The sequence below is a fragment of the Pseudomonas sp. PD9R genome (assembly GCF_019200975.1).
In the GTDB taxonomy this organism is placed as follows: Bacteria; Pseudomonadota; Gammaproteobacteria; order Pseudomonadales; family Pseudomonadaceae; genus Aquipseudomonas.
This window is the reverse complement of the sequence record NZ_JAHTMR010000009.1, coordinates 39,586-63,298: the sequence shown is the minus strand read 5'-3', so window position 1 is coordinate 63,298 and position 23,713 is coordinate 39,586. Positions and strand designations below refer to the sequence as shown.

Sequence of the window (23,713 nt, the reverse complement as noted above, 5' to 3'; positions counted from 1 at the left end):
ACTGCCATGGCCGTACCTGCCTCACCGCTCTCCCACGACGCCGTCATCCAGGATTCCTGGTCTCGTTGCCGCGCGTTCGGCCTTGATCATCAGAACGCACCGGCGTTCGATCAGCTGCCGGCCGATGGCATTGCGCAGTTGCTGGAGAGCCAGCATTCGCTGGTGCAAACCACCCATCAGGAAGTGCTGCCGTATTACGAGAACATCCTGAGCAATTCCAATTGCCTGATCATGCTCGCCGACAATCAGGGCCAGGTACTCACTTCCTGGGGCACCCAGCGCTTCATCGAGCCGAGCCTGACCCGTGGTTTCAGCGCCGGCGCCAGCTGGATGGAGCGTTGCAGCGGCACCAACGCCATCGGCACCGCTCTGGCCTGCGAGCAGGCAGTGCATATCGAACACGATGAACACTTCCTCAAGGCCAACCGTTTCATGACCGGTTCCGCTGCGCCGATTTTCGATGCCGAGCGCAAGGTCATTGCGGTGCTGGACGTGTCCAGCGACAGCTACCTGCCGCCATCCCATACGTTGGGCATGGTCAAGATGATGAGTCAGACCGTGGAAAACCGGCTGATTCTCAACCTGTTCCATGGCCAGCATTTTCAGCTGACCTTCAACACCGGCCTGAACAACCTCGACAGCCAGTGGGCCGGGCTGCTGATTTTCGATGAGAGCGGCCAGATACTGTCGGCCAATCGCCGGGCCGACAATCTGTTGGGCATCCGCCTGTCGCGGGTCAGCGTCGAGAGCCTGTTCAAGGTCTCGCTGCTGGAGTTGCTGAATCAGCCCGAAGGCCTGCCCTTCGCTCTCCAGGCTTCCGGACGCAACCGTTTCCAGTGCCTGCTGAAACGACCGAAGCAGGCACCGATTCAGCCAAGGCTGTTTGCAGAACCCAAGAAGTTCCAACCCGAAGTAGCAAACCCGGCAGCGGCACCGATCAACCTCAATACTCTGCATTTTGGCGACAGCCGCGTGGAAAAGGCCGTGCGTCAGGCCGAGCGCTTGCTGGAAAAAGACATTCCGTTGTTGATCCACGGTGAAACCGGGGTCGGTAAAGAGGTGTTCGTCAAAGCCCTGCATCAGGCCAGCTCCCGCAACAAACAGGCGTTCATTGCCGTCAACTGTGCAGCGATCCCCGCCGAACTCGTCGAGTCGGAGCTGTTCGGCTACGAGAAAGGCGCGTTTACCGGAGCCAACCAGAAAGGCAGCATCGGCCTGATCCGCAAGGCCGATAAAGGCACGCTGTTCCTCGATGAAATCGGTGACATGCCGCTGCCAACGCAGGCGCGCTTACTGCGCGTGTTGCAGGAACGCTGCGTACAACCGGTGGGCAGCAGTGAGTTGTTCCCGGTGGATATCCGCATCATTTCTGCGACCAACCGTTCCCTGCGCGAGCAGGTGCAACTGGGGCGTTTCCGCGAAGATTTGTATTACCGCATCGGCGGGTTGACCCTCGAATTGCCTCCGTTGAGGGAGCGCAGCGATAAAGAGGCGCTGTTCAAGCGCCTGTGGGAACAGCACCGTGAACCGAGCCAATGGGCTGGGTTGAGCCGTGAGGTAATGGAATTGTTTGGCCGGCACCCGTGGCCGGGGAATTTGCGTCAGGTCAGCAGTGTGATGCAGGTGGCGCTGGCCATGGCCGAGGAACAACCGGTACGTCTGGAGCATTTGCCGGATGATTTTTTTGTCGATCTGGAGATGGAGCCGGTGGATTCACCGGAACCGCTGGCGGTGGATCTTGATGATGCCGAGGATTTGAATCGGCAGTTGGAGGCGGTTGGGGGGAATATCTCTCATCTGGCTCGCAGGTTGGGGGTGAGCAGGAATACCCTTTACAAGCGGCTGCGTCAGTCGGGCGATTAGAAACAAAGATCAAAAAATCGCAGCCTTCGGCAGCTCCTACAGGGAATTCATGCAGGAGCTGCCGAAGGCTGCGATCTTTTGATCTTGAAAAAACAAAAACCCGCACAAGGCGGGTTTTGTTTGAATCTAAAACAGCAATCAGTCAGCCAAACGCCACGTCGTGCCGCCCTTGCCGTCCTCCAGCACCACGCCCATGGCGGTGAGCTGGTCGCGGATGCGATCGGATTCGGCCCAGTCCTTACCGGCACGCGCCGCCAGACGCGCAGCAATCAGCGCGTCAACCTCAGCTGCATCGACACGCCCTTCGGCGCCGGCTTGCAGGAAGTCATCGGCTTCAAGCTGCAACACACCCAGTACGCTGGCCAGTTCCTTCAAGCGCGCCGCCAGACCGGCCGCTGCGTTCAGATCGCTCTCACGCAGGCGGTTGATCTCTCGCACCATCTCGAACAGCACTGCACAAGCTTCCGGCGTGCCGAAGTCGTCGTTCATCACTTGGGTGAAGCGCTCGACAAACGCTTCGCCGCCAGCAGGCGCCACGTTCGGCAGGCCTTTCAACGCGTGGTAGAAACGCTCCAGGGCGCCTTTGGCGTCCTTGAGGTTGTCTTCCGAGTAGTTGATCGCGCTGCGGTAGTGGCTCGACACCAGCAGGTAACGCACGACTTCCGGATGGTACTTTTCCAGCACGTCGCGAATGGTGAAGAAGTTGTTCAAGGATTTGGACATCTTCTCGCCATTGATGCGAATCATGCCGCAATGCATCCACGCGTTGGCGTAGGTCTTGCCGGTGGCTGCTTCGCTCTGGGCGATTTCGTTTTCATGGTGCGGAAACTCAAGGTCGCTGCCACCGCCATGAATATCGAACGTCTCACCCAGGCAGCAGGTCGACATCACCGAGCACTCGATGTGCCAGCCCGGACGCCCGGCACCCCACGGCGATTCCCAGCTCGGCTCGCCTGGCTTGGCGGCTTTCCACAGCACGAAATCCAACGGGTCCTGTTTGGACTCGTCGACTTCGATGCGCGCGCCGATGCGCAGATCTTCGATCTTCTTGCGCGACAGCTTGCCGTAGCCCATGAACTTGCCGACGCGGTAGTACACGTCGCCATTGCCCGGCGCGTAGGCGTAACCCTTGTCGATCAGGGTCTGGATCATCGCGTGCATGCCTGGGATATGGTCGGTGGCACGCGGCTCCATGTCCGGCTTCTTGATGTTCAGACGTGCTTCATCTTCGTGCATCGCCGCGATCATGCGCTCGGTCAAGGCTTCGAACGACTCGCCGTTCTCGTTGGCCCGATTGATGATCTTGTCGTCAATGTCGGTGATGTTGCGCACATAAGTCAGGTCGTAGCCGCTGAAGCGCAGCCAGCGGGTCACCAGGTCGAACGCGACCATGCTGCGGCCGTGGCCCAGGTGGCAGTAGTCGTACACGGTCATCCCGCACACGTACATGCGCACCTTGTTGCCATCCAGCGGCTTGAAGACTTCTTTGCTCTTGGTGAGCGTGTTGTAGATCGTAAGCACGTTAAATCCTTGGCACTAAATCACTGGCCCCACGAATCACGCAGGGTCACGGTACGGTTGAATACCGGTGCGCCCGGTTTCGAGTCCTTGATATCCGCGCAGAAGTAACCTTCGCGCTCGAACTGGAAACGGTCTTCCGGCTGTGCATTGCCCAGCGAGGGTTCAGCACGACAACCGGTGAGTACCTGCAGCGAGTCAGGGTTGATGTTGTCCAGGAAACTGGCGCTGTCTTCGGCCTTCTCCGGGTTGGCGGAGCGGAACAGGCGGTCATACAGACGCACTTCGCACTCGACGCTGGCAGCGGCCGGCACCCAGTGAACCACGCCCTTGACCTTGCGGCCTTCCGGGTTCTTGCCCAGGGTTTCCGGGTCATACGAGCAACGCAGCTCGACGATGTTGCCATCAGCGTCCTTGATCGCTTCGTCGGCACGGATCACGTAGCTGCCGCGCAGACGCACTTCACCGGCCGGTTCCAGGCGCTTGTAGCCTTTTGGCGGTTCTTCCATGAAATCGTCACGGTCGATGTAGATTTCCCGGGCGAATGGCAGAGCGCGCACGCCCATGTCTTCTTTCGGGTGGCAGGGCAGTTCGAGGTTTTCGACCTGACCTTCCGGATAGTTGGTGATCACGACTTTCAGCGGACGCAGCACGCACATGGCACGCGGGGCGCTATGGTCGAGGTCGTCACGGATGCTGAATTCGAGCATGCCGAAGTCGACCACGCCGTCGGAGCGGTTGGTGCCGATCATTTCGCAGAAGTTGCGGATCGATTTCGGCGTGTAGCCACGGCGACGGAAACCCGACAGCGTGGACATGCGCGGGTCATCCCAGCCATTGACGTGCTTTTCATCGACCAGCTGCTTGAGCTTGCGCTTGCTGGTGATGGTGTAGTTGAGATTCAGGCGGCTGAACTCGTACTGACGCGGTTGCGCCGGAACTGGCAAATGCTCCAGGAACCATTCGTACAGCGGACGGTGGCTTTCGAACTCCAGTGTGCAGATCGAGTGGGTAATGCCTTCGATGGCGTCCGACTGACCGTGAGTGAAGTCGTAGTTCGGGTAGATACACCACTTGTCACCGGTCTGGTGGTGGTGAGCGTGACGAATGCGATACATGATCGGGTCGCGCAGGTTCATGTTCGGCGAAGCCATGTCGATCTTGGCCCGCAGTACGCGTGCACCGTCCTGGAATTCACCCGCTTTCATGCGGGCGAACCAGTCGAGGTTCTCTTCCACGGAACGGTCACGGAACGGGCTGTTCTTGCCCGGCTCGGTCAGGCTGCCACGGTATTCCTTGGCCTGTTCAGGGCTCAGGTCGTCAACGTAGGCCTTGCCGGCCTTGATCAGTTCGACCGCCCAGTCGTGCAGCTGGTCGAAGTATTGCGAGGCGTAGCGCACTTCACCGGACCATTCGAAGCCCAGCCATTTGACGTCGCTTTCGATCGCGTCGATGTATTCCTGGTCTTCCTTGGCCGGGTTGGTGTCGTCGAAACGCAGGTGCGTGACGCCGCCGAACTCCTGGGCCAGGCCGAAGTTCACGCAGATCGACTTGGCGTGGCCGATGTGCAGGTAGCCGTTGGGCTCAGGCGGAAACCGCGTGACGATCTGCGTGTGCTTGCCCGAGTCCAGGTCTGCCTGGATGATCGGCCGCAGGAAATTGACCGGCACGGCTGGGCCGGTCTTTGCATTCGAGGTAGGGTCGACAGTGGGCTTGCTCATAGGATCCTTGGCGTACAAGTGCATGGCCGTAATAAAGGCCGGACAAAACAAAGCCGCTATCATAGCCGATGCCGTCAAGCAGCTGACAGAGCAGGCCCGAAAACGGCTGCATTTAATCGGATGCAAATGAAAAACAGCCTCGAAATTCGCGCCCGTCGCGCTAAACTGCGCTCCTTGGCCGAAACAGGCTGAACCGGTTTGCGGGCTTAGTGTCCCAAACCACGAATTCCTTATAAAACTGCTGTTAAAAAAGAGTGCCGATCATGACCCAAGTCAAACTGACCACCAACCATGGCGACATCGTCATCGAACTGAACGCCGAGAAAGCCCCGATCACCGTGGCCAACTTCGTTGAGTACGTCAAAGCCGGTCACTACGAAAACACTGTTTTCCACCGCGTTATCGGTAACTTCATGATCCAGGGCGGCGGTTTCGAGCCAGGCATGAAAGAAAAGAAAGACAAGCGCCCAAGCATCCAGAACGAAGCTGACAACGGCCTTTCCAACGACAAGTACACCGTCGCCATGGCCCGCACCATGGAGCCGCATTCGGCTTCCGCGCAGTTCTTCATCAACGTGGCTGGCAACAGCTTCCTGAACCACAGCGGCAAGAACGTTCAGGGTTGGGGCTACGCGGTATTCGGCAAAGTGACCGCCGGCACCGACGTTGTCGACAAAATCAAAGGTGTTTCCACCACCATGAAATCCGGCCACCAGGACGTACCAGCAGACGACGTGATCATCGAGAAAGCCGAGATCATTGAGTGATATTGCTGATTTCAGACTTGCATCTGGAAGAGGAGCGCCCGGACATTACCCGGGCGTTTCTGGATTTGCTCGCCGGACGCGCCCGCTCGGCGAGTGCGTTATACATTCTGGGCGACTTTTTCGAAGCGTGGATTGGCGACGATGCCATGACGCCGTTCCAGCGTTCCATCTGCCAGGCCCTGCGCGAACTCAGCGACAGCGGCACGGCCATTTTTCTGATGCACGGCAATCGCGACTTCCTATTGGGCAAGGCCTTTTGCAAACAGGCCGGTTGTACCCTGCTGAAGGACCCTAGTGTCGTGCCATTCAACGGCGAGCCGGTGCTTTTGATGCACGGCGATAGTCTTTGCACCCGCGATGTCGGCTACATGAAGCTGCGTCGCTACCTGCGTAACCCGATCAGCCTGTTCATCCTGCGTAACCTGCCTTTGCGCACGCGCCACAAACTGGCGCGCAAGCTGCGCAGCGAAAGTCGCGCGCAAACGCGGATGAAGGCCAATGAAATTGTCGATGTCACGCCCGAGGAAATTCCGCGGATCATGCAGCAATACGGGGTGAAAACCCTGATCCACGGGCATACCCACCGGCCTGCCGTGCACAAGTTGCAGCTTGGCGAACAAGCTGCCCGGCGCATTGTGCTGGGCGATTGGGATCGTCAGGGCTGGGCGTTACAGGTGGATGAACACGGGTTTGCGTTGGCGCCGTTTGATTTCGCCCCGCCACCACAACTGGCTGTCGAATGAATTCTTTGTAGGAGCGAGGCTTGCCCGCGAAGGCAGTGTGTCAGTCGATATCATAGTTGAATGACACACCGCCTTCGCGGGCAAGCCTCGCTCCTACAGGTTTCGGTTCAATGCCCCGCTGAAGCCGCCGGCCCTGCCTTGGCGCTAAACGGCGGTTTGGCCAGCCACACAATCAGTATCAGCCCCATGAACATCCAGCCCAGCAAGGTGAAATAATCCACCGTAGACATGATGTAGGCCTGACTGATCACCGTCTGATCCAGTTGCGTATAGGCCTTGGCCCCCGCACCACCCAGGCGGGTCAACGCCTCGCGGGTCGCCGGATCGAACGGGGTGATGCTTTCGGTCAAGTAAGCGTGGTGCTGATCGGCCCGACGAATCCAGATCCAGGTGGTCAACGACGCCGCAAAACTACCGCCCAAGGTCCGCAGGAACGTGGCCAGGCCGGAGCCGTCGGCAATCTGGCTCGGTGGCAAGTCCGACAGCAGGATGGTCAGGGTTGGCATGAAGAACAGTGCCACACCAATACCCATGAACAGCTGCACCAGGGCGATGTGCTGGAAGTCCACTTCATTGGTAAAGCCTGCGCGCATGAAGCAACTCAAGCCGATGGCCAGGAACGCCCCACCCGCGAGAATTCGCATGTCGAATCGTGGTGCGTATTTGCCGACGAAAGGTGACAGTAGCACCGGCAAAATACCCAATGGCGCCACGGCAAAACCGGCCCAGGTCGCGGTGTAGCCCAATCGCGTCTGCAACCATTGCGGCAGGATCAGGTTGATCCCGAAGAACCCGGCATAACCCAGAACCAACACGATGGTGCCGTAGCGGAAGTTGCGGTGGGCAAACAGCCGCAGATTCACCACCGGGTGTTCGTCGGTCATTTCCCAGATCACGAAGAACGCCAGGGCGACCACCGAAATGGCCGTGCCGACAATGATGAAGGTTGATTCAAACCAGTCGGCATCGTTGCCCTTGTCGAGGACGATCTGCAACGCGCCGACGCCGATGATCAGGGCAATCAGGCCGACGTAGTCCATCGGCTGGCGGCTGGTGACCACAGGGCGCTTCTTCATCTGCTGCACCACGACCCACGCGGCAAACAGGCCGATCGGCACGTTGATGAAGAAGATCCACGGCCAGCTGTAACTGTCAGTGATCCAGCCGCCGAGGATTGGCCCGGCAATCGGCGCAACCACCGTCACCATTGCCAACAGTGCCAGCGCCATCCCCCGTTTTGCCGGGGGGTAGACCGCAATCAACAGCGTCTGGGTCATCGGGTACAACGGCCCTGCCACTACGCCTTGCAGGACCCGAAAGCCCACCAGTTCCGGCATTGAGGTGGAAATCCCGCACAGAAACGAAGCCAGCACGAACAGCAGCGTCGCCCAGACGAACAGCTTGACCTCGCCGAAACGCCGGCTGAGCCAACCGGTCAGCGGCAACGCGATCGCGTTGCTGACCGCGAACGAAGTGATCACCCAAGTGCCCTGCTCCGAGCTCACCCCGAGGTTGCCGGAAATGGTCGGCAGCGCCACGTTGGCGATGGTGGTGTCGAGCACTTGCATGAAGGTCGCCAGCGACAGGCCGATGGTACTGAGCACCAGGCTGGGAGGCGTGAAAGACGCGTTATTGCTCATCGCGAATCCTTTGAAACATGATTGGCGCTGCGCCTGTTACAGACACAGGAGACCCTGTGGGAGCGAGCCCTTGTGGCGAGGGAGCTTGCTCCCGCTCGGCTGCGAGCAGTCGCAAAGCGTTGGGGCTGCCTCGCGACCCGGCGGGAGCAAGCTCCCTCGCCGCAAAGTCTCGCTCCCACAAGGACGAGGTGATCAGCGGTTCGCGGTTTTGCTGACCGCAGCGCTGTTGTCGTGGATCAGTTGAGTGATCATCGCGTCGGCCTCCGCCAATTGGCGGTCATAAATGTTGGTGCTGAACGACGCCTTTTGTGGCGGTTGTTGCGCCAGTACCGGGCCGCTCTGGTCGTGCAGATTCACATCAACGATGGTCGACAGGCCGACCCGAAGCGGGTGCTTGGCCAGCTCTTCAGCGTTGACGTGAATTCGAACCGGTACGCGCTGGACGATCTTGATCCAGTTACCGGTGGCGTTCTGCGCCGGCAGCAAGGCAAACGCGCTACCGGTCCCGGCGCCGAGGCTGTCGATAGTGCCGCTGTATTTCACGTCGCTGCCGTAGAGGTCAGTTTCAATTTCAACCGGCTGGCCAATACGCATGTCGCGCAGCTGGGTTTCCTTGAAGTTGGCGTCGATCCACAGCTGATCCAGCGGAATCACCGCCATCAGCGCCGTGCCTGGTTGCACACGCTGACCGAGCTGCACCGTGCGTTTGGCCACGTAACCGGTGACCGGCGCGATCAAGGTGCTGCGCGCATTGTTCAGGTAGGCCTGACGCAGTTGTGCGGCGGCGGCCATCACGTCCGGGTGGGAAGAGATCACGGTGTCATCGACTAAAGCACTGGTGGTTTTCAGTTGCTGTTTGGCGTTGGACAGGGCGTTTTGTGCCGAGGTCAGGTCATCGCGGGCATGGGACAGTTCTTCCTGGGAAATCGCCCCGCCGGCGGCGAGGTTTTTCCGGCGATTAAAGTTGTCCTGGGCTTTCTGCACTTCCGCCTGTTGCGCGTTGACCTGGGCCTTCTGGCCGTCGACGTTGCTGTACAAGCCACGCACCTGGCGCACGGTGCGCGCCAGTTGGGCCTGGGCATTTTGCAGACCGATTTCGGCATCGTTCGGGTCGAAGTTCACCAGCACCTGACCTTCATGGACCAGATCGCCGTCGTCGGCGCCGATGCTCACCACCGTGCCGGTGACCAGCGGCGTGATTGATACCACGTTGCCGTTCACATAGGCGTCGTCGGTGCTTTCGCTCCAGCGCCCGTAAAAATCGTGGTAAACCCAGACACCCGCGCCACTGAGCGCGACGACTACGGCGAGGATCAGCAACATGAATTTGCGTTTGCCCGAGTTTGGGTTGCCCGGTGTGGTTTCAGCAGTTTGAGTTGTATCGACAGTGGCCATGACAAATACCTTGAATTAGTGGCTCAGCGTGGCTGGCGAAGTGTTGGCAGAAGCAATGTTGTCGGGCTGAAACCCGCCACCCAGCGCCTGCATCAGTTGGATCGACAGGTCGATCTGCTCGGCATTCAGGTTGGCCAATTGACGCTGGGCCTGGAGCAATTGCTGCTCGATGCTGAGCACGTCCAGGTAGTTGCCGATGCCGGAACCGTACCGCTGGACCACGGTGTTGTAAGAATCCTGGGCAATGTCCGTGGCGTGCTGCTGTGCAGCGATTTGCCGGCCGATATCGCGCAGCTGGTTGATGCTGTCGCTGACATCCCCCAGCGCTTTCACCAGGCTTTTGTTGTACTGCGCCACTGCGAGGTCGTAATCGGCGTCGCGGGAATCGAGGTCGGCACGCAGGCGGCCACCGTCGAAGATCGGCAGCGAAATCGTCGGCCCGACGTTGAAGAAACGACTGGCCGAACCGAACATCGCGTCGCCCAACAAAGATTCGGCACCGGCGGCGGCGCTGAGGTTCAAGTTGGGATAAAACTGGGTCTTGCCGGCGTCAATGTTTTTGCTCGCCGCCTCGACCCGCCAGCGCGCAGCCACCAGGTCTGGACGACGACCGAGCAGCTCGGCTGGCAGTACCGACGGCAACGCCACGGCGCTGGCCTGAAGGATTTTCGGTCTAGCGATTTCATTGCCGCGATCCGGGCCTTTACCGAGCAGCACGGCCAGTGCGATTTTCGCACTTTGCAGGCGTTTCTCGGCGTCGATCAGGTTTGCTTCGGATGTCGCTTCCAGGCTTTCGGTCTGCTGGAACTGGTACTGGCTGTCGATCCCGGCACTCAAGCGGCGCTTGCTCAGGTCGAGCATCTGCCGGGTGCGCTTGAGGTCTTCAGCGGACAGGTCATAAACGATGTGCGCCTGACCCAGATCGCTGTAGGCGCGGGCGACGTCGGCAGACAAGGTCAACTGCGCAGCCTGCTGATCGACTTCGGCGGCACGGGCCTGGCCCAGTGCGGCTTCCCAGGTGTCGCGCTGGCCGCCCCAAAGATCGAAGTTGTAATTGAAACTGGCGCCGATGTTACGCACCGTCGCGTACGCATCGCCCTGCCCTTTTGGATCTTGATCACGGGCCAGACGCGAACGGGTGACACCCGCGCTGGCATCAACGGTCGGCATCCGCGCGGCGTCGGCGGCGTAAGCGGCGGCGCTGGCCTGATGCGCACGGGCGTCGGCGATTTGCATGTCGGGGCTGTCGTGCAGGGCTTCGCGGATCAGGCCGTCGAGCTGCGGGTCACCGAGGCTTTTCCACCAGTCGCTTTTCGGCCAGGCCGCCGGCGACAGTTTCACGCCGCTGAGGGTTTGCCCGGCGTTGAGGTGTTTCGCATCGAGGCTGACGCCTTCGGTGTTCAGGCCGCTGTAGTTGGCGCAACCGGCGAGGGTCATGGCCAACAGCACCAGACTGAAACCGGTACGCAAGGTTTTGCTGCTCATTTGTCACCTACCCGCAGCAAGGTGATCGGGTCACCCGCTGCCACCAAAATTTTCTTGAGGATCTGTTCCAGGGTTTTCAATTCGTCCGAAGTGATGCCGCCGGCCAGTTCGTTCATGGCTTCGGCACCGATGTGCGGCAGAAGAGCGGCCAGCTTCAGGCCCTCTTCGGTGAGCACCAGCTGAACCTGACGGCGATCCGCTTCGGAACGCTGGCGGGCGAGGAAACCTTTCTGCTCCAGACGATCGAGCATCCGCGTCATCGAACCGCTGTCCAGGGATAGGTGCCGGCACAGCTCGGCCGGCGTATCGACGCCGTACTGGGCCATGATGATCAGCACTTTGAACTGCGCGGCGGTGATGCCGTGGGGTTCCATGTGCGTGTCGATGATCTTGTCCTTGAGCAGCGCGGCGCGTCCGAGCAAGAGACCGAGATGGCAATTGTGGAAATCGTCTGGCGTGAAATGTTTCATCTGGACACCAATTAGCTGCCTAGGCAGTGAATGTATGTCGAGATGTTACTGCCTAGGCAGCGAATGTCAATGAAATAGTTAGGATGCTTTGTAATTCGTTGATAAACGGTGGGGCAGGATGCAAAAAATCGCAGCCTTGGGCAGCTCCTACAGGGGCGCATACACCCCATAAATACGGGCGAACACGGTCAATGTAGGAGCTGCCGAAGGCTGCGATCTTTTGATTTTTTAAGGGACTAAAAATCCCGCTTGTAGAAGATATCCAGCGAACTGGCCACGCCGCCGGCCGCTTCGAGGTAGACCTTTTTGCTCAGTTTGTAACGCAAGGCAATGGTGTTCGCCGGCTCGAACACACCCACGCCATAACGCAAGCTGAGTTTCTCGGAGAGGTTGCCACTGGCCACCACGCTGGTGGTGTTGCCGCTGCCCTGGGTGTCGAGCTGGAAATCCTCGATGCCGAGGTTTTTCGCCAGACCGCCGGTCACCCCGGAACTGCCCATCAAACCTAAGCCGAGGGCCGCTTGAGCGAGCATGTTGTTGTCCTCGCCGTTGCTGCTCAACGGACGGCCCAGCACTAGGTAGGACAACGCCTGTTCCTGACTCATGGCCGGCTCGGAGAAAATTTGCGTGGTCGGCTGTTCGGCGCTGCCGCTCAAGCGAATACCGGCGATCACGTCGTCGGTCTGGCGAATGGCTTCGATGTCCAGGTACGGCTGGTCGATCGGGCCGGCAAACAACAAGCGCGCCCGGCGCACCGTCAGCCGTTGGCCATAGGCACGATAACGCCCGTCGTTGAGCCAGAGTTCACCGCGAGTGTCCAGGTTGTCGCCGATGTGCACATGACCTTGCAGGTTTGCCGTGAGACCAAACCCGGCGAAACTCAGTTTGTCCTCGCCGACCACCACGTCAATGTCCATGACCGTGGCCATTGGCGGCTTACCCTCTTCGGTCTGCTGGCCGACGATCACCGTGTCGCCGGAAACCTTGATCGTCGAGGGTGGTAATTCGCGAATGGTGATTTCACCCCTGGGTATCAACACTTTACCGGCCACCGCCAGCTTGTCGTCCTTGATCGAGATCTTCAGGTCCGGCGCCACTTCGAGCTTGGCGTAAGGTTCGACGGTCACCGGCAACTGAGAACCCTTGAGTGCCAGATCCACCACCAGCGCCTGGCCCCAGGCAACATTGCCGGTCAAGCTGCCCTGCCCGCTCTTGCCGCTTTTCCAGCCGCCATTGAGCTGCACGGTTTCGCCGGCGATAACAGCTTGAAGCTGCAAGCCTTGAAGTGCCATCGGCAATTCGGGGCCGGACACTTCGCCGTCGCTCAGCAGCAGGTTGCCGTTGACCAGCGGCGCCATCAGCGTACCGGCAATCGTGCCGCTGCCATTCAAACGCCCGGTCAGTTTTTCGACCATGGGCACGAACGGCCGCGCCACCGACAAGTCGAGGCCACTCAAACGGAATGAACCACTCAACGGTTTGTTTTTTGGCAACGGGTTGATCTGCGCCTGCACCATCAGTTCGCCAAGCTTGCCACCGACGAAGTTGAGATCGGTGTCGATGCGCTTGGGCGTGAGTTTGCTGGTGAGCTTCAGGGTCTGGTACGGGAAGTCCAGCCACTGATCTTTTTCCTTCATCCGCAAGGTGCCGCCGCTGGCGTCGATGCTGATCTGACCGTTCGGGCCGCTGGCCGGCAGGTCCAATTGCACATCGGCATTGAGCCGGCCTTGCCAGGCAAAATCCTTGGGCAGCCATTGCGCGAGGCTGTCGATGGGGAATTGCTTGAGGTGGTAACGCAGCTTCGGCTCAGGCATCAGACGAGAATCTTCCCCGCACAGGCTGGCCTGTCCGGACGCCCAGCAATGGGCGCCAAAATTGATTTTGCCGTCCGCCAGTCGCTCCAGTTTTGCGGGGCCTTGCAGCTTCCAGTCCTGGCCACCGGCCTGGATATCGCCGCTGGCCAAGCGTCCACGCCAGTTGCCTTTGTCCAGATTGCCGTCGAGGCCGAGGGCGAGTTTCAGCTTCGGCCCTTGCAGGTCGAGGTTCAGTTTCTGGTTTTTGATATCGCCCTGGCCGCTGGCGGTCAGTGTGCCCAGCGAGGTGTCACCGGCCTGAATGCCGCTGCCCTTGAGGTCGATCTTCGCCCGTTGCGCGCTGTCGAGGGTCGCGTCCAGGTTCAAGCTTTGCAGACGATTGTCGGCAAACGCCAGTTGCGATCCTTGCAGCCCGAACTTGCCTTGGGGTGCCTTGAGTGTTCCAGCGACATCGACCCGCCCGTTGATTTGTCCGCGCAGTTGCGGCCAGAGCTGGGCCAGGCGCGGTAGCTTGATATCGATCTGCCCGGCGAGCTTCTGGTGCAGGCTGCCCTTGCCGTTGATGCTGTTGTCACCCAAGCGAATTTGCAGCGCGTTGAGGTTCCATTGCTCGCCGCCACCATCGGCCTTGGCTTGAATCACGGCAGGCTGGCCACGCAGTTTGCCTTTCAGATCGAGATCGGCGCTCAGGCTGAGTTTTTCGTTTTTCATTTCGCCTTGACTGCGCAGCGGTCCGGCGAGAGTGCCCGGTAGTTCGGCAACCCAATACGCCGGGTTGATCGCCGACAGATCCAGCGCGGTATCCCAGGCGATGCCGTCGGCGAATTGCAGGTTCAAGTGGCCTTCGGCCTTGCCCTGCCCGGCGGTGAGTTGAATTTGTTGCAGGTAGATTTTCGTCAGGTCACCGGCAAACGGGCTGGTCAGGCTGAACGCCCCGGCCGGGCCGTCCAGCGCCGCTTTAAAATTGCCGAGGTATTTGCCGTCGGTGTAGGAGACTTCACCGATGAAACTGCGCAAGGCCACGTCAGGTTCGTCGATCAGCGGATAGAGGCGGTGCCACGGGAAGTCCAGCCAGTCGATTTTCGCTTCGGCACTCAGGCCTTTGCTCCAGTCGATTTGCCCACTGAGCTTGAGGTTTTGCTTGTCGTTGGCCGTCAGTTCCAGCGCGGCGATTTGCGCGCCATTGGCGTCGACCCTGCCTTGCAGCATCAGTGCAACCGGGCCCAGTTCGGCGGGCAACGAGGCGTTGCCGAGCAGCGCGTAACCGTTTTTCAGGTCGCCTTCACCCGTCAGCTCAAGTTGATTGAGTTGCAAGGTGTCCGGCAGCTCGGCACTGGGTTTGAAGCCATCGGCGGTGATGCGTACCTTGGCGGGCAGGTTCGACACCAGCGGTTGCAATTCGCCGGTCAGTTGCCCGTTCAGGTAACCGCTGCTGGCAGCGTTCAGGTTCAGGGTTTTCAGCAGATCGCCGTCGATTTTTAGCGCCAGCGCCCACGGTTCGGGGCCGGGTGCTGGCAGCGTCAGTTTGCCTTCGGCCTTGAGCGGCCAATTACCAGAGGGTTGCAGCAGGCCAGACAGGTTCAGGCTCAGCTCGTCGCGCTGCAGTTTCACCGAATCGATCTGCAAGCCGTTGGCCGTCCAGTGCGCCGCCAGTTGCAGCCCCTTGAGTTGCTCACTGCCGTTGAACAGCAGACTGCCAACCTGCACATCACCAAGTTCGAGCGCCAACGGCAAGTTGAGGTCTGGGAGCTTGATCTCACCGCTGCTGTTTTCGTCCGTACCCGGCGGGAATTGCAGGCTGACTTGATCGGCCTTCAATTGCTCGATGCACAAGGCCCTGCGCGTCAAACACAACGGTGACCAGGCAAAAATGACCTTGTTCAGCTCAACCCGGCTGGTGTCCTGCTGCCACAAAACGCGATCGGCGCTCCATTGGCCGCCCAAACGCCCCTGAAAATTGTCCAGCGTCAAACCCGGAACAAAGCCAAGTGCCCAGCGGCTGCCCGTTGCCGTACCCAGCACCGAACCCAGCGCCACGATAATCAGCACCAGCAGGGCCAAAATTGTCAGCAGCGTTATTTTCAAACCACGCTTCAAAGCTCAGGCCCCATGGAAAAGTGCAATCGAATACCGCCATCGTCGTCCAGCGCATGGGCCAGGTCGAGGCGGATCGGCCCCACCGGCGAAACCCAGCGTATGCCGATACCAACCCCGGTCTTGAGGTTAGGCAGTTCGAGTGTATTAAAGGCATTGCCTTGATCGACAAAGGTTGCAACCCGCCACTTTTCGGCGATGGAGTACTGGTACTCCGCGCTGGCGGTGACCATGTAGCGACCACCGATACGGTCACCCTCGTTGTTTTCCGGGGACAGGCTTTGGTAGTCGTAGCCGCGCACGCTCTGATCGCCACCGGCGAAAAACCGCAGCGATGGCGGCACCGACTTGTAGCCGTTGGTGGCACTGCCACCGACCTGCACCCGACCCAGGAAACGGTGTTTGTCGAAGACCGTGGTCAGGCCTTTGACCAATGCCGTGCCGTAAACCAGATTGTTATCAGAACCCAGGCCTTCCTTGGCCACTTTGCTTTCGAATTGCAGACGATAGCCGTTGTGCGGATCGATACGGTTGTCACTTTTCAGGTACGAATAACTCACGCCGGGCATCAGCAAGGTGCTGAGCCCTGAGTCGTCACCGAGGCGGTATTCCTCGCGCTGCCACTTGAGTGACACCACGCGCTGCCAGCCGCTGGGCAACTTGCTGTGCCACTCGGGGCCGAGGGTCAGCAGCTTGCTCAGGCTGTCCTTGTCGGCAATTTCTTCATTTTGATAGCCGCCGGCGAAACGCAGTTTGTCGGTCAGCGGCGGGTCCAGGGGAATGTCGTAAAACACCCCGACATTTTGCCGTGGCGCCGAGACTTCGGTTTCCCAGCCATAGCTGTGCCCCTGCGGATTGACCCAGTGCCGGGTCCAGTTGGCCTTGATCCGCGGGCCGACGTCAGTGGAATAGCCCAGCCCGAGGCCCATGGTGCGCGGCTTGCGGGTTTCGAGCTTAACGTCCACCGGGATCACATTGTCCTTGGACGCGGTCGGTGTCGCGTCCACTCGAACGCTCTCGAAATAGCCGCTCGATTGCATCGCCTGGTTGAGTTCGGCGATCAGCTCGGAGTCATACGGCGCGCCCGCCTTGAACGGCACCATGCGTTGCAGCAGGTCCTCGTCGAACGGCGTGTCGCCTTCAAAACTGACCTTGCCCAGGGAATAACGCGGCCCGCTGTCGTAGATCAGTTCGATATCGGCGACGCCGGCTCGCGGGTCCACCGAGAGTTTCGAACTGGTAAAGCGCCCATTGAAGAAACCGTAACGCGAGGCCTGGTTCTGGATCAGCCGCTTGGCGTCTTCGTAATGACCATGGTTGAGTACCGCGCCGGTTTTCAGCGCGTGGTCATTGGGTAAGCGAAAGGATTTGAGGGAAGCGGCCGGACCGTCGATACGGATGGTGACGTTGCGCAAATGCACCGGCTCGCCAGGGTCGATGGTCAGTATCAAACGCGGTTTTTTGCCGCCCTTCACGTCGCTGTCGATCTGCGGCTGGTAGTAACCCAAGGCCTGGGCGGCCTTGCGCGCCTGTTCCTCGGCGCCACGACTGAAGCGCAGCAAGGCTTCTTCGTCACGATCGCCAAGGCTGCCGATATAGCCCTCTATATTGGCTTTCAGTTCGTCGTTGGACGGTTTGATCCGCACATCCAATTCACTTTGCGCCAGCGCCGCGCAGCTGGAAATCAGCATCAGCACGCCACTGGTAATTCTTCCTGGAAACTTCATAGGCGCGGATGCTATCACGAGCGGAACTTGAACAAGGGAGCGTGATAGAGCCTGGCCGGTCCCGAAAGTTCGATGTTTATGCCGTCGCTGTTTGTACCACCTGAGGGTTGGCGTGAAAAAACACATGTTCACGGATCGGGCCTACGGCAACCTCACCGATTTCCTCATAGCCCTGACGTTTATAGAACTCCAGATAGCGCGGATTGCCGGTATCAAGGACAACGCCCTGAGAGTGCTCATCGACTGCGCACCAGTTATGGACCGCTTGCAGCAGTTGTTCACCGAAGTGCTTGCCTTGAAATTGCGGGTGAATCCCCAGCAACGGCAGCAAGTGCACCGAATCGGACGGCACACAAGCCATCACCGCATCGTGATATTCGAGGTAACGGCGGGTGCAGCGAAATCCGGTGCTGAGCACCATGCGCAGACGCCAGGCCCAACTCTCCGTGATGCCCAGACGCCGTTGCGGCGGCGCGATCAAAGCGATGCCGATCAAGCGGTCGTTGACCAGCAGGCCGATGGCCGGCAAATCTTGTAGAAAGTGCTGTTTGACCAGTTCGCGTACGGTGGCGCGCACCCGCTGCTCATAACCGGGACGTTCTGCTTCGAACAGATAGCCGAACGTCGGCTCGTGCCGGTAAGCCTGATACAACAGGGATCGCGCTTCGCGGGAATAGCCGCTGTCGAGCATGTGAATATCGGCGATGGCGATCGAGGTTTCGGGCATGACGGTTGATCTCCCCGGCACAGCTCGGAGGGCTGCACTCTTGTTGTTACGAGCCGTTGGGTGACGACACAGTTCCCCCACAGGTATAGACCAGACATGGGATGGCGAGCCAACTAATGCGTCGAGCCGAGCTGAATTTGTTAGTACTGCCGGCCACTTCGCGGGCAAGCCTCGCTCCTACAGGTTTTATGGATGACACCGATTCACTGCAGGAGCGAGGCTTGCCCGCGAAGAGGCCGGTACCACCAGCAGAGATCTCACAGAACTGAGTAAATCCCCTCACCCCAACACTGGCCCGATTCCCACATGTCAGCTAGCATCGCCCTTTTGCCAGGACTGCCGACCATGAAGATCGTCTCCTTCAACATCAACGGGCTGCGCGCTCGTCCCCATCAGCTGGCGGCGCTGATCGAAAAGCACCAGCCCGATGTGATCGGTTTGCAGGAAACCAAGGTCCACGACGACCAGTTCCCGCTCGATGAAGTCAAAGCCCTGGGCTACCACGTGTATTTCCACGGGCAAAAGGGTCACTACGGTGTCGCCCTGCTGTCGCGTCAAGAACCGCTGGCGTTGCACAAAGGTTTTGCCACCGATGAAGAAGATGCTCAGCGGCGCTTCATTTGGGGCACTTTCGCTGACGCCAACGGCGTGCCGGTGACGATCATGAACGGCTATTTCCCACAAGGTGAAAGCCGCGACCACCCGACCAAATTCCCAGCCAAGCAACGTTTTTACAACGATCTGCAGCAACTGCTGGAAACCCAGTTCAAAAACGATCAGCCGCTTGTAGTGATGGGTGATGTGAACATCTCCCCGGAAGACTGCGACATCGGCATCGGCCCCGATAACATGAAGCGCTGGCTGAAAACCGGTAAGTGCAGCTTCCTGCCCGAAGAACGCGAGTGGATGGCCCGCCTGAAAAACTGGGGCCTGGTGGACAGCTTCCGTCACCTGAACCCGGAGGTGGCCGACCGCTTCAGTTGGTTCGACTATCGCAGCCGCGGCTTTGAGGACGAGCCCAAGCGTGGGCTGCGGATCGACGTGATCATGGCGTCCCACGGGCTGTTGCCACGGGTCAAGGATGCTGGCGTGGATTACGAACTGCGCGGTATGGAAAAGCCTTCGGACCATGCGCCGATCTGGCTTGAGTTGAGCTAAAAGCAAAAGATCAAAAGATCAAAAGATCAAAAGATCAAAAGATCAAAAGATCGCAGCCTTCGGCAGCTCCTACAGGTGAATGCAAATCCCACTGCCGCAGGATCGGGCCGCGTTCGGACGATCTTTTGATCTGTCATTTTTTGGAAACCTTACTGACTTAATCTCCTGGCACCTCCTTTGGCTATTTAAGGTGCCGGCATGACGCTGCGCGTGTTGTTCCTGTTGATGCTGTGCAATTGGCTGCCACAAATGGCCGCGGCCAGCGGCTTGCCGGTGCCCGACCATGGCCCGGTGCTACGCATCCAGGGTTCCAACACCATCGGCGCGGCACTGGGTCCGGCGCTGGTCGAAGGGTTGTTGCGTGAACAGGGTCTGCTAAAGGTGCACAGCGAAGCCCCGGACAAGGCCAACGAGCTGCGGATCGTTGGTGAAACCCTACAAGGACGCCGGGTCGAGGTGGAACTCGCGGCCCACGGTTCCAGCACCGGTTTCACCGCACTGAAAACCGCCAACGCCGACCTCGCCGCTTCATCGCGTCCGATCAAGGACAGCGAGGTGGTTGACCTGCAGATGCTCGGCGATCTGAAAAGCGCCGGCGCCGAACAGGTTATCGCGATCGACGGCCTGGCGATCATCCTTCACCCGCAAAACCCGCTGAACCAACTCAACACCGTGCAACTGGCGCGCATTTTCAGTGGCGAAGCCAAAACCTGGGAAGAACTCGGCGGCAGCGGTGGAACGATTCATCTGTATGCACGGGATGATCAGTCCGGCACGTACGACACCTTCAAGGAATTAGTCCTCAGCAGCCGTGGGAAAAACCTGAGCAGCGCGGCGAAACGGTTCGAATCCAGCGAGCAGTTGTCCGACGCTGTCAGCCTGGACCCGCAAGCTATCGGTTTTATCGGCTTGCCCTACGTGCGTCAGGCCAAGGCCGTGGCGATTGTCGACGGTCAATCCCAGGCCATGTTGCCGCTCAACAGCCTGATCGCCACGGAAGACTACCCGCTGTCGCGCCGATTGTTCTTTTACCTGCCGCCTGCCGGGAACAATCCCTGGGCCGAAGCGCTGGTAGCGTTCGCCCAGAGCAGCCAGGGCCAGGCGATTGTCGCCGCCAACGGTTTTATCGCCCAGACGGTGCAGGCCATGGCCGTCACGCCGAATGCGTTGATGCCCGAGGGTTATCAGGCGCTCAGCCGTCACGCCCAGCGACTGACCGTGAACTTTCGCTTCGAAGAAGGCAGCGCCAGCCTGGACAACAAGGCACGGCAGGACCTTTCACGGGTGCTCGACTATATAAAGCAACACGACAAAACCGATCGGCAGGTAACACTGGTGGGATTTGGCGATGCCAAGAGCGACCCGGCACGCGCCGATCTACTGTCGAAGTTGCGGGCCATGGCGGTGCGACGAGAACTGGTGAAAAGCGGCGTGGTGTTCCGCGAGATTCGTGGCTTTGGCGCCGAGATGCCAGTGGCGGCCAATAGCGCGGATGAAGGGCGGATCAAGAATCGGCGGGTTGAGGTTTGGGTTTACTGAATCTCATGTTGCTGTGTTGAATAGGCGGACGCCTTCGCGGGCAAGCCTCGCTCCTACAGGTCACACTAAACCTGTAGGAGCGAGGCTTGCCCGCGAAGAACGATGACTCGGTCTTAATGACTGCTACGCATCATTTCCTTCGGCACGTACTTGCCGATCTCGAACTTGCCGATCGCCGCGCGGTGCACTTCGTCCGGGCCATCGGCCAGGCGCAGAGTTCGCTGCATCGCATACATGTAGGCCAGCGGGAAATCATTTGAAACCCCTGCCCCGCCATGAATCTGGATCGCCCGGTCGATCACCCGCAAGGCCACGTTCGGCGCCACGACCTTGATCTGCGCGATTTCACTTTTGGCCACTTTGTTGCCAACGGTGTCCATCATGTACGCCGCTTTCAAGGTCAGCAGGCGCGCCATGTCGATCTCCATCCGCGAGTCGGCGATCTTGTCGATGTTGCCACCCAGGCGTGCCAGCGGCTTGCCGAACGCCGTACGGTTCACCGAGCGCTTGCACATCAATTCCAGTGCGCGTTCAGCCATGCCGATCGAACGCATGCAGTGGTGAATCCGGCCAGGGCCGAGGCGGCCTTGGGCGATTTCGAAGCCGCGTCCTTCGCCCAGCAGGACGTTTTCGTACGGCACCCGCACGTTTTCGAATAGCACTTCGGCATGGCCGTGCGGCGCGTCGTCGTAACCGAACACCGGCAGCGGACGCACGATCTTCACGCCGGGGGTATCGACCGGCACCAGAATCATCGAGTGCTGGGCATGGCGCGGCGCGTCGGGGTTGCTCAGGCCCATGAAGATCAGGATCTTGCAGCGTGGATCACAGGCGCCGGAGGTCCACCATTTCTTGCCGTTGATCACCCACTCGTCACCATCGCGCACGGCTCGGGCGGCCATGTTGGTGGCATCGGAGGACGCAACGTCCGGCTCAGTCATGGCGAACGCGGAGCGAATCTCGCCGCGCAACAGCGGTTCTAGCCAGCGTTGTTTCTGTTCTTCATTAGCGTAGCGCACCAGCACTTCCATGTTGCCGGTGTCCGGCGCGGAGCAATTGAACGGCTCAGGGCCCAGCAACGAGCGTCCCATGATTTCCGCCAGGGGTGCGTATTCGAGGTTGGTCAGGCCGGCGCCGAGTTCGGACTCAGGGAGAAACAAATTCCACAAGCCTTCGGCCTTGGCCTTGAGTTTGAGTTCTTCCATGATTGCCGTCGGCTGCCAGCGATCGCCCTCGGCGACTTGGCGCTCGAACACGGCTTCGGCGGGATAAACGTAGGTGTCCATGAACGCGGTCACGCGCTCACGCAGTTGTTGCACCTTGGGCGAATAAGCGAAATCCATGGGCAGCTCTACCTTTTTAACGGGGTTTCGATGAGTTGTTCAGGTCATGCAATCGATGCTAGAACAACTACGAAAATTTACCTAGCCTATTCTCGGCGTGTATTAACATTCATCACCGATATATGATCGGCTGATTGGCAAGGCCCTCGGGTCCGATCAAGACGCCCCTAAAAACAAGAGTGCAGCGCATGAATCTGAGCAAGGTCGACCTCAACCTTTTCATCGTCTTCGACGCGATCTACACCGAAGCCAACCTGACCCGCGCCGGGCAGATTGTCGGCATCACCCAACCGGCGGTGTCGAACGCCCTGGCCCGTCTGCGCGAGACCTTCAACGACCCGTTGTTCGTGCGTACTGCCCAAGGCATGGTGCCGACGCCGATGGCCCAGAACATTATCGGCCCGGTGCGTAACGCGCTCTCGCTATTGCGCGTATCGGTACAGGAAAGCCGCATTTTCAACCCGCTGCAGGCGGTCAAGACCTATCGCATCAGCATGACCGACCTCACCGAAGCGGTGATCCTGCCACCGCTGTTCCAGCGCCTGCGCCGCCTGGCGCCGACGGTGATCATTGAGAGCTTCCTGTCCAAACGCCGCGAGACCACCAAGGAGCTGGCCGCCGGTCGCCTCGACTTCGCGGTGGATGCGCCGCTCAACACCGACCCGCAAGTGCGTCACGTCAAGTTGATGGAAGATCGCTACGTGTGTGCCATGCGCAAGGGACATCCTCTGGCCGGCAAAGAAAAATTCACCCTCGATGATTACCTGGGCCTGACCCACATCCACATCTCCAGCCGCCGCAGCGGTCTGGGCCATGTCGACCTGGCCCTGGGCAAGATGGGCATCCAGCGCAAGATCGCCCTGCGCTCACAGCATTACCTGATGGCCTCGCAAGTGTTGCAGCAGACAGACATGGTCATGACCGTGCCGGAACGCTTCGCCCGCCGTAATGACCTGCATGCTTTCAGCCTGCCGGTCAACGACGTACCGCCCGTGGAAACCCATCTCTACTGGCACGAAAGCACCGACCAGGACCCGGCCAACCGCTGGATGCGCGAGCAGATGATCGAGTTGTGCCAGCAGGTGACGGCGCACGAGAAAAAGCTGGATAAGCAGGTGGTTTGATGAAGATCAAAAGATCGCAGCCTGCGGCAGCTCCTTGGAATGCTCTGAGCTGCCGAAGGCTGCGATCTTTTCTCCCTTGACGTAAACGTCAACCTGACATTAGCTTAGCGCCATGACCTTTTGCGAGCGCGCCCATGAGCAGCCAGACCTACAGCATTTCCGACCTTGCCCGCGAGCTCGATATCACCACCCGGGCGATTCGATTCTATGAAGAGCAAGGCCTGCTCAGCCCGGAACGGCGCGGTCAGGAACGGATCTATTCGCCCCGTGACAAGGTCAGCCTGAAGCTGATCCTGCGGGGCAAGCGCATCGGCTTCTCACTCGCCGAGTGCCGTGAGCTGATCGAGCTCTACGACCCCACCGGTGGCAATCAAAAACAGCTGCAAACCATGCTGACCAAAATCGCCGAACGTCGCGAACAGCTGGAGCAGCAGATGCTCGACATCGAACAGATGAAGCTTGAACTGGATACCGCGCAGGAGCGTTGCATCCAGGCGCTGGAGCAGACGATCAAGAGTCAGGAAGTCATTCAGTAAACCCGCCCATCCACTGTAGGAGCCGAGCTTGCTCGCGATGAGGGCGTGA

17 protein-coding genes are annotated in these 23,713 nt (G+C 59.6%); 7 read left to right on the top strand and 10 right to left on the bottom strand.

The window, feature by feature from the left end; all coding sequences use genetic code 11:
- Window positions 1-6 precede the first annotated feature (6 nt).
- The gene (locus tag KUF73_RS18130; RefSeq protein WP_218439433.1) at window positions 7-1,863 is read left to right on the top strand and encodes a sigma-54-dependent Fis family transcriptional regulator; all 1,857 of its coding nucleotides are present in this window, start codon (window positions 7-9) and stop codon (window positions 1,861-1,863) included.
- 138 nt (window positions 1,864-2,001) lie between these two features.
- On the opposite strand, the gene cysS is transcribed toward KUF73_RS18130, so the two are convergent.
- A complete protein-coding gene (gene cysS, locus KUF73_RS18125; protein ID WP_218439432.1) occupies window positions 2,002-3,384 on the bottom strand; it encodes a cysteine--tRNA ligase in 1,383 nt (460 codons plus the stop codon).
- Between the two features lie 20 nt (window positions 3,385-3,404).
- Window positions 3,405-5,102, bottom strand: coding sequence for a glutamine--tRNA ligase/YqeY domain fusion protein (locus tag KUF73_RS18120; protein WP_218439431.1), 1,698 nt, complete (start codon window positions 5,100-5,102; stop codon window positions 3,405-3,407).
- Between the two features lie 263 nt (window positions 5,103-5,365).
- Here KUF73_RS18120 and KUF73_RS18115 point away from each other — a divergent pair, with 263 nt between their 5' ends.
- Together KUF73_RS18115 and lpxH are read left to right on the top strand one after the other, a co-directional pair.
- Window positions 5,366-5,869: a peptidylprolyl isomerase gene (locus KUF73_RS18115; protein ID WP_218439430.1), complete on the top strand. Its 504-nt coding sequence runs from the start codon at window positions 5,366-5,368 to the stop codon at window positions 5,867-5,869.
- Window positions 5,866-6,612, top strand: a complete 747-nt coding sequence (gene lpxH / locus KUF73_RS18110; RefSeq protein ID WP_218439429.1) for a UDP-2,3-diacylglucosamine diphosphatase — start codon at window positions 5,866-5,868, stop codon at window positions 6,610-6,612. The genes KUF73_RS18115 and lpxH overlap by 4 nt, the downstream gene beginning before the upstream one ends.
- Before the next feature lie 107 nt (window positions 6,613-6,719).
- On the opposite strand, the gene KUF73_RS18105 is transcribed toward lpxH, so the two are convergent.
- From KUF73_RS18105 to KUF73_RS18075, 7 genes are all read right to left on the bottom strand, one after another.
- The gene (locus tag KUF73_RS18105) at window positions 6,720-8,252 is read right to left on the bottom strand and encodes a DHA2 family efflux MFS transporter permease subunit (RefSeq protein WP_218439428.1); all 1,533 of its coding nucleotides are present in this window, start codon (window positions 8,250-8,252) and stop codon (window positions 6,720-6,722) included.
- A 192-nt stretch (window positions 8,253-8,444) separates the two neighbouring features.
- Window positions 8,445-9,647 carry an efflux RND transporter periplasmic adaptor subunit gene (locus KUF73_RS18100; protein ID WP_218439427.1) on the bottom strand — a complete coding sequence of 401 codons (1,203 nt, stop codon included), beginning with the start codon at window positions 9,645-9,647 and terminating at the stop codon, window positions 8,445-8,447.
- 15 nt (window positions 9,648-9,662) lie between these two features.
- Entirely contained in the window at window positions 9,663-11,132 is a 1,470-nt protein-coding gene (locus tag KUF73_RS18095) for an efflux transporter outer membrane subunit (RefSeq protein ID WP_218439426.1), read from the bottom strand.
- On the bottom strand, window positions 11,129-11,602 hold the full coding sequence (locus KUF73_RS18090) for a MarR family winged helix-turn-helix transcriptional regulator (RefSeq protein WP_218439425.1): 474 nt from the start codon (window positions 11,600-11,602) through the stop codon (window positions 11,129-11,131). The genes KUF73_RS18095 and KUF73_RS18090 overlap by 4 nt, the downstream gene beginning before the upstream one ends.
- Before the next feature lie 236 nt (window positions 11,603-11,838).
- Window positions 11,839-15,513: a translocation/assembly module TamB domain-containing protein gene (locus KUF73_RS18085; RefSeq protein ID WP_218439424.1), complete on the bottom strand. Its 3,675-nt coding sequence runs from the start codon at window positions 15,511-15,513 to the stop codon at window positions 11,839-11,841.
- Window positions 15,510-17,237 carry an autotransporter assembly complex family protein gene (locus tag KUF73_RS18080; protein WP_218439423.1) on the bottom strand — a complete coding sequence of 576 codons (1,728 nt, stop codon included), beginning with the start codon at window positions 17,235-17,237 and terminating at the stop codon, window positions 15,510-15,512. Before KUF73_RS18080 ends, KUF73_RS18085 begins: the two co-directional genes overlap by 4 nt.
- A 76-nt stretch (window positions 17,238-17,313) precedes the next feature.
- Entirely contained in the window at window positions 17,314-17,964 is a 651-nt protein-coding gene (locus KUF73_RS18075) for an N-acetyltransferase (protein ID WP_218439422.1), read from the bottom strand.
- A gap of 345 nt (window positions 17,965-18,309) precedes the next feature.
- Between KUF73_RS18075 and xthA the strand changes: the two genes are divergently transcribed.
- Together xthA and KUF73_RS18065 are read left to right on the top strand one after the other, a co-directional pair.
- The gene (xthA, locus tag KUF73_RS18070; RefSeq protein ID WP_218439421.1) at window positions 18,310-19,122 is read left to right on the top strand and encodes an exodeoxyribonuclease III; all 813 of its coding nucleotides are present in this window, start codon (window positions 18,310-18,312) and stop codon (window positions 19,120-19,122) included.
- Window positions 19,123-19,320: 198 nt separating this feature from the next.
- On the top strand, window positions 19,321-20,661 hold the full coding sequence (locus KUF73_RS18065; RefSeq protein WP_218439420.1) for a substrate-binding domain-containing protein: 1,341 nt from the start codon (window positions 19,321-19,323) through the stop codon (window positions 20,659-20,661).
- A 113-nt stretch (window positions 20,662-20,774) separates the two neighbouring features.
- Here the strand turns inward: KUF73_RS18065 and KUF73_RS18060 are convergent, their stop codons facing one another.
- Entirely contained in the window at window positions 20,775-22,004 is a 1,230-nt protein-coding gene (locus tag KUF73_RS18060) for an acyl-CoA dehydrogenase (protein ID WP_218439419.1), read from the bottom strand.
- A gap of 188 nt (window positions 22,005-22,192) precedes the next feature.
- On the opposite strand from KUF73_RS18060, the gene KUF73_RS18055 reads away from it, so the two are divergent.
- Together KUF73_RS18055 and KUF73_RS18050 are read left to right on the top strand one after the other, a co-directional pair.
- The gene (locus tag KUF73_RS18055) at window positions 22,193-23,128 is read left to right on the top strand and encodes a LysR family transcriptional regulator (protein ID WP_218439418.1); all 936 of its coding nucleotides are present in this window, start codon (window positions 22,193-22,195) and stop codon (window positions 23,126-23,128) included.
- A gap of 134 nt (window positions 23,129-23,262) precedes the next feature.
- Complete coding sequence (locus tag KUF73_RS18050; RefSeq protein ID WP_218439417.1) at window positions 23,263-23,664, top strand: MerR family DNA-binding transcriptional regulator; 402 nt, start codon at window positions 23,263-23,265, stop codon at window positions 23,662-23,664.
- Window positions 23,665-23,713: the final 49 nt, after the last annotated feature.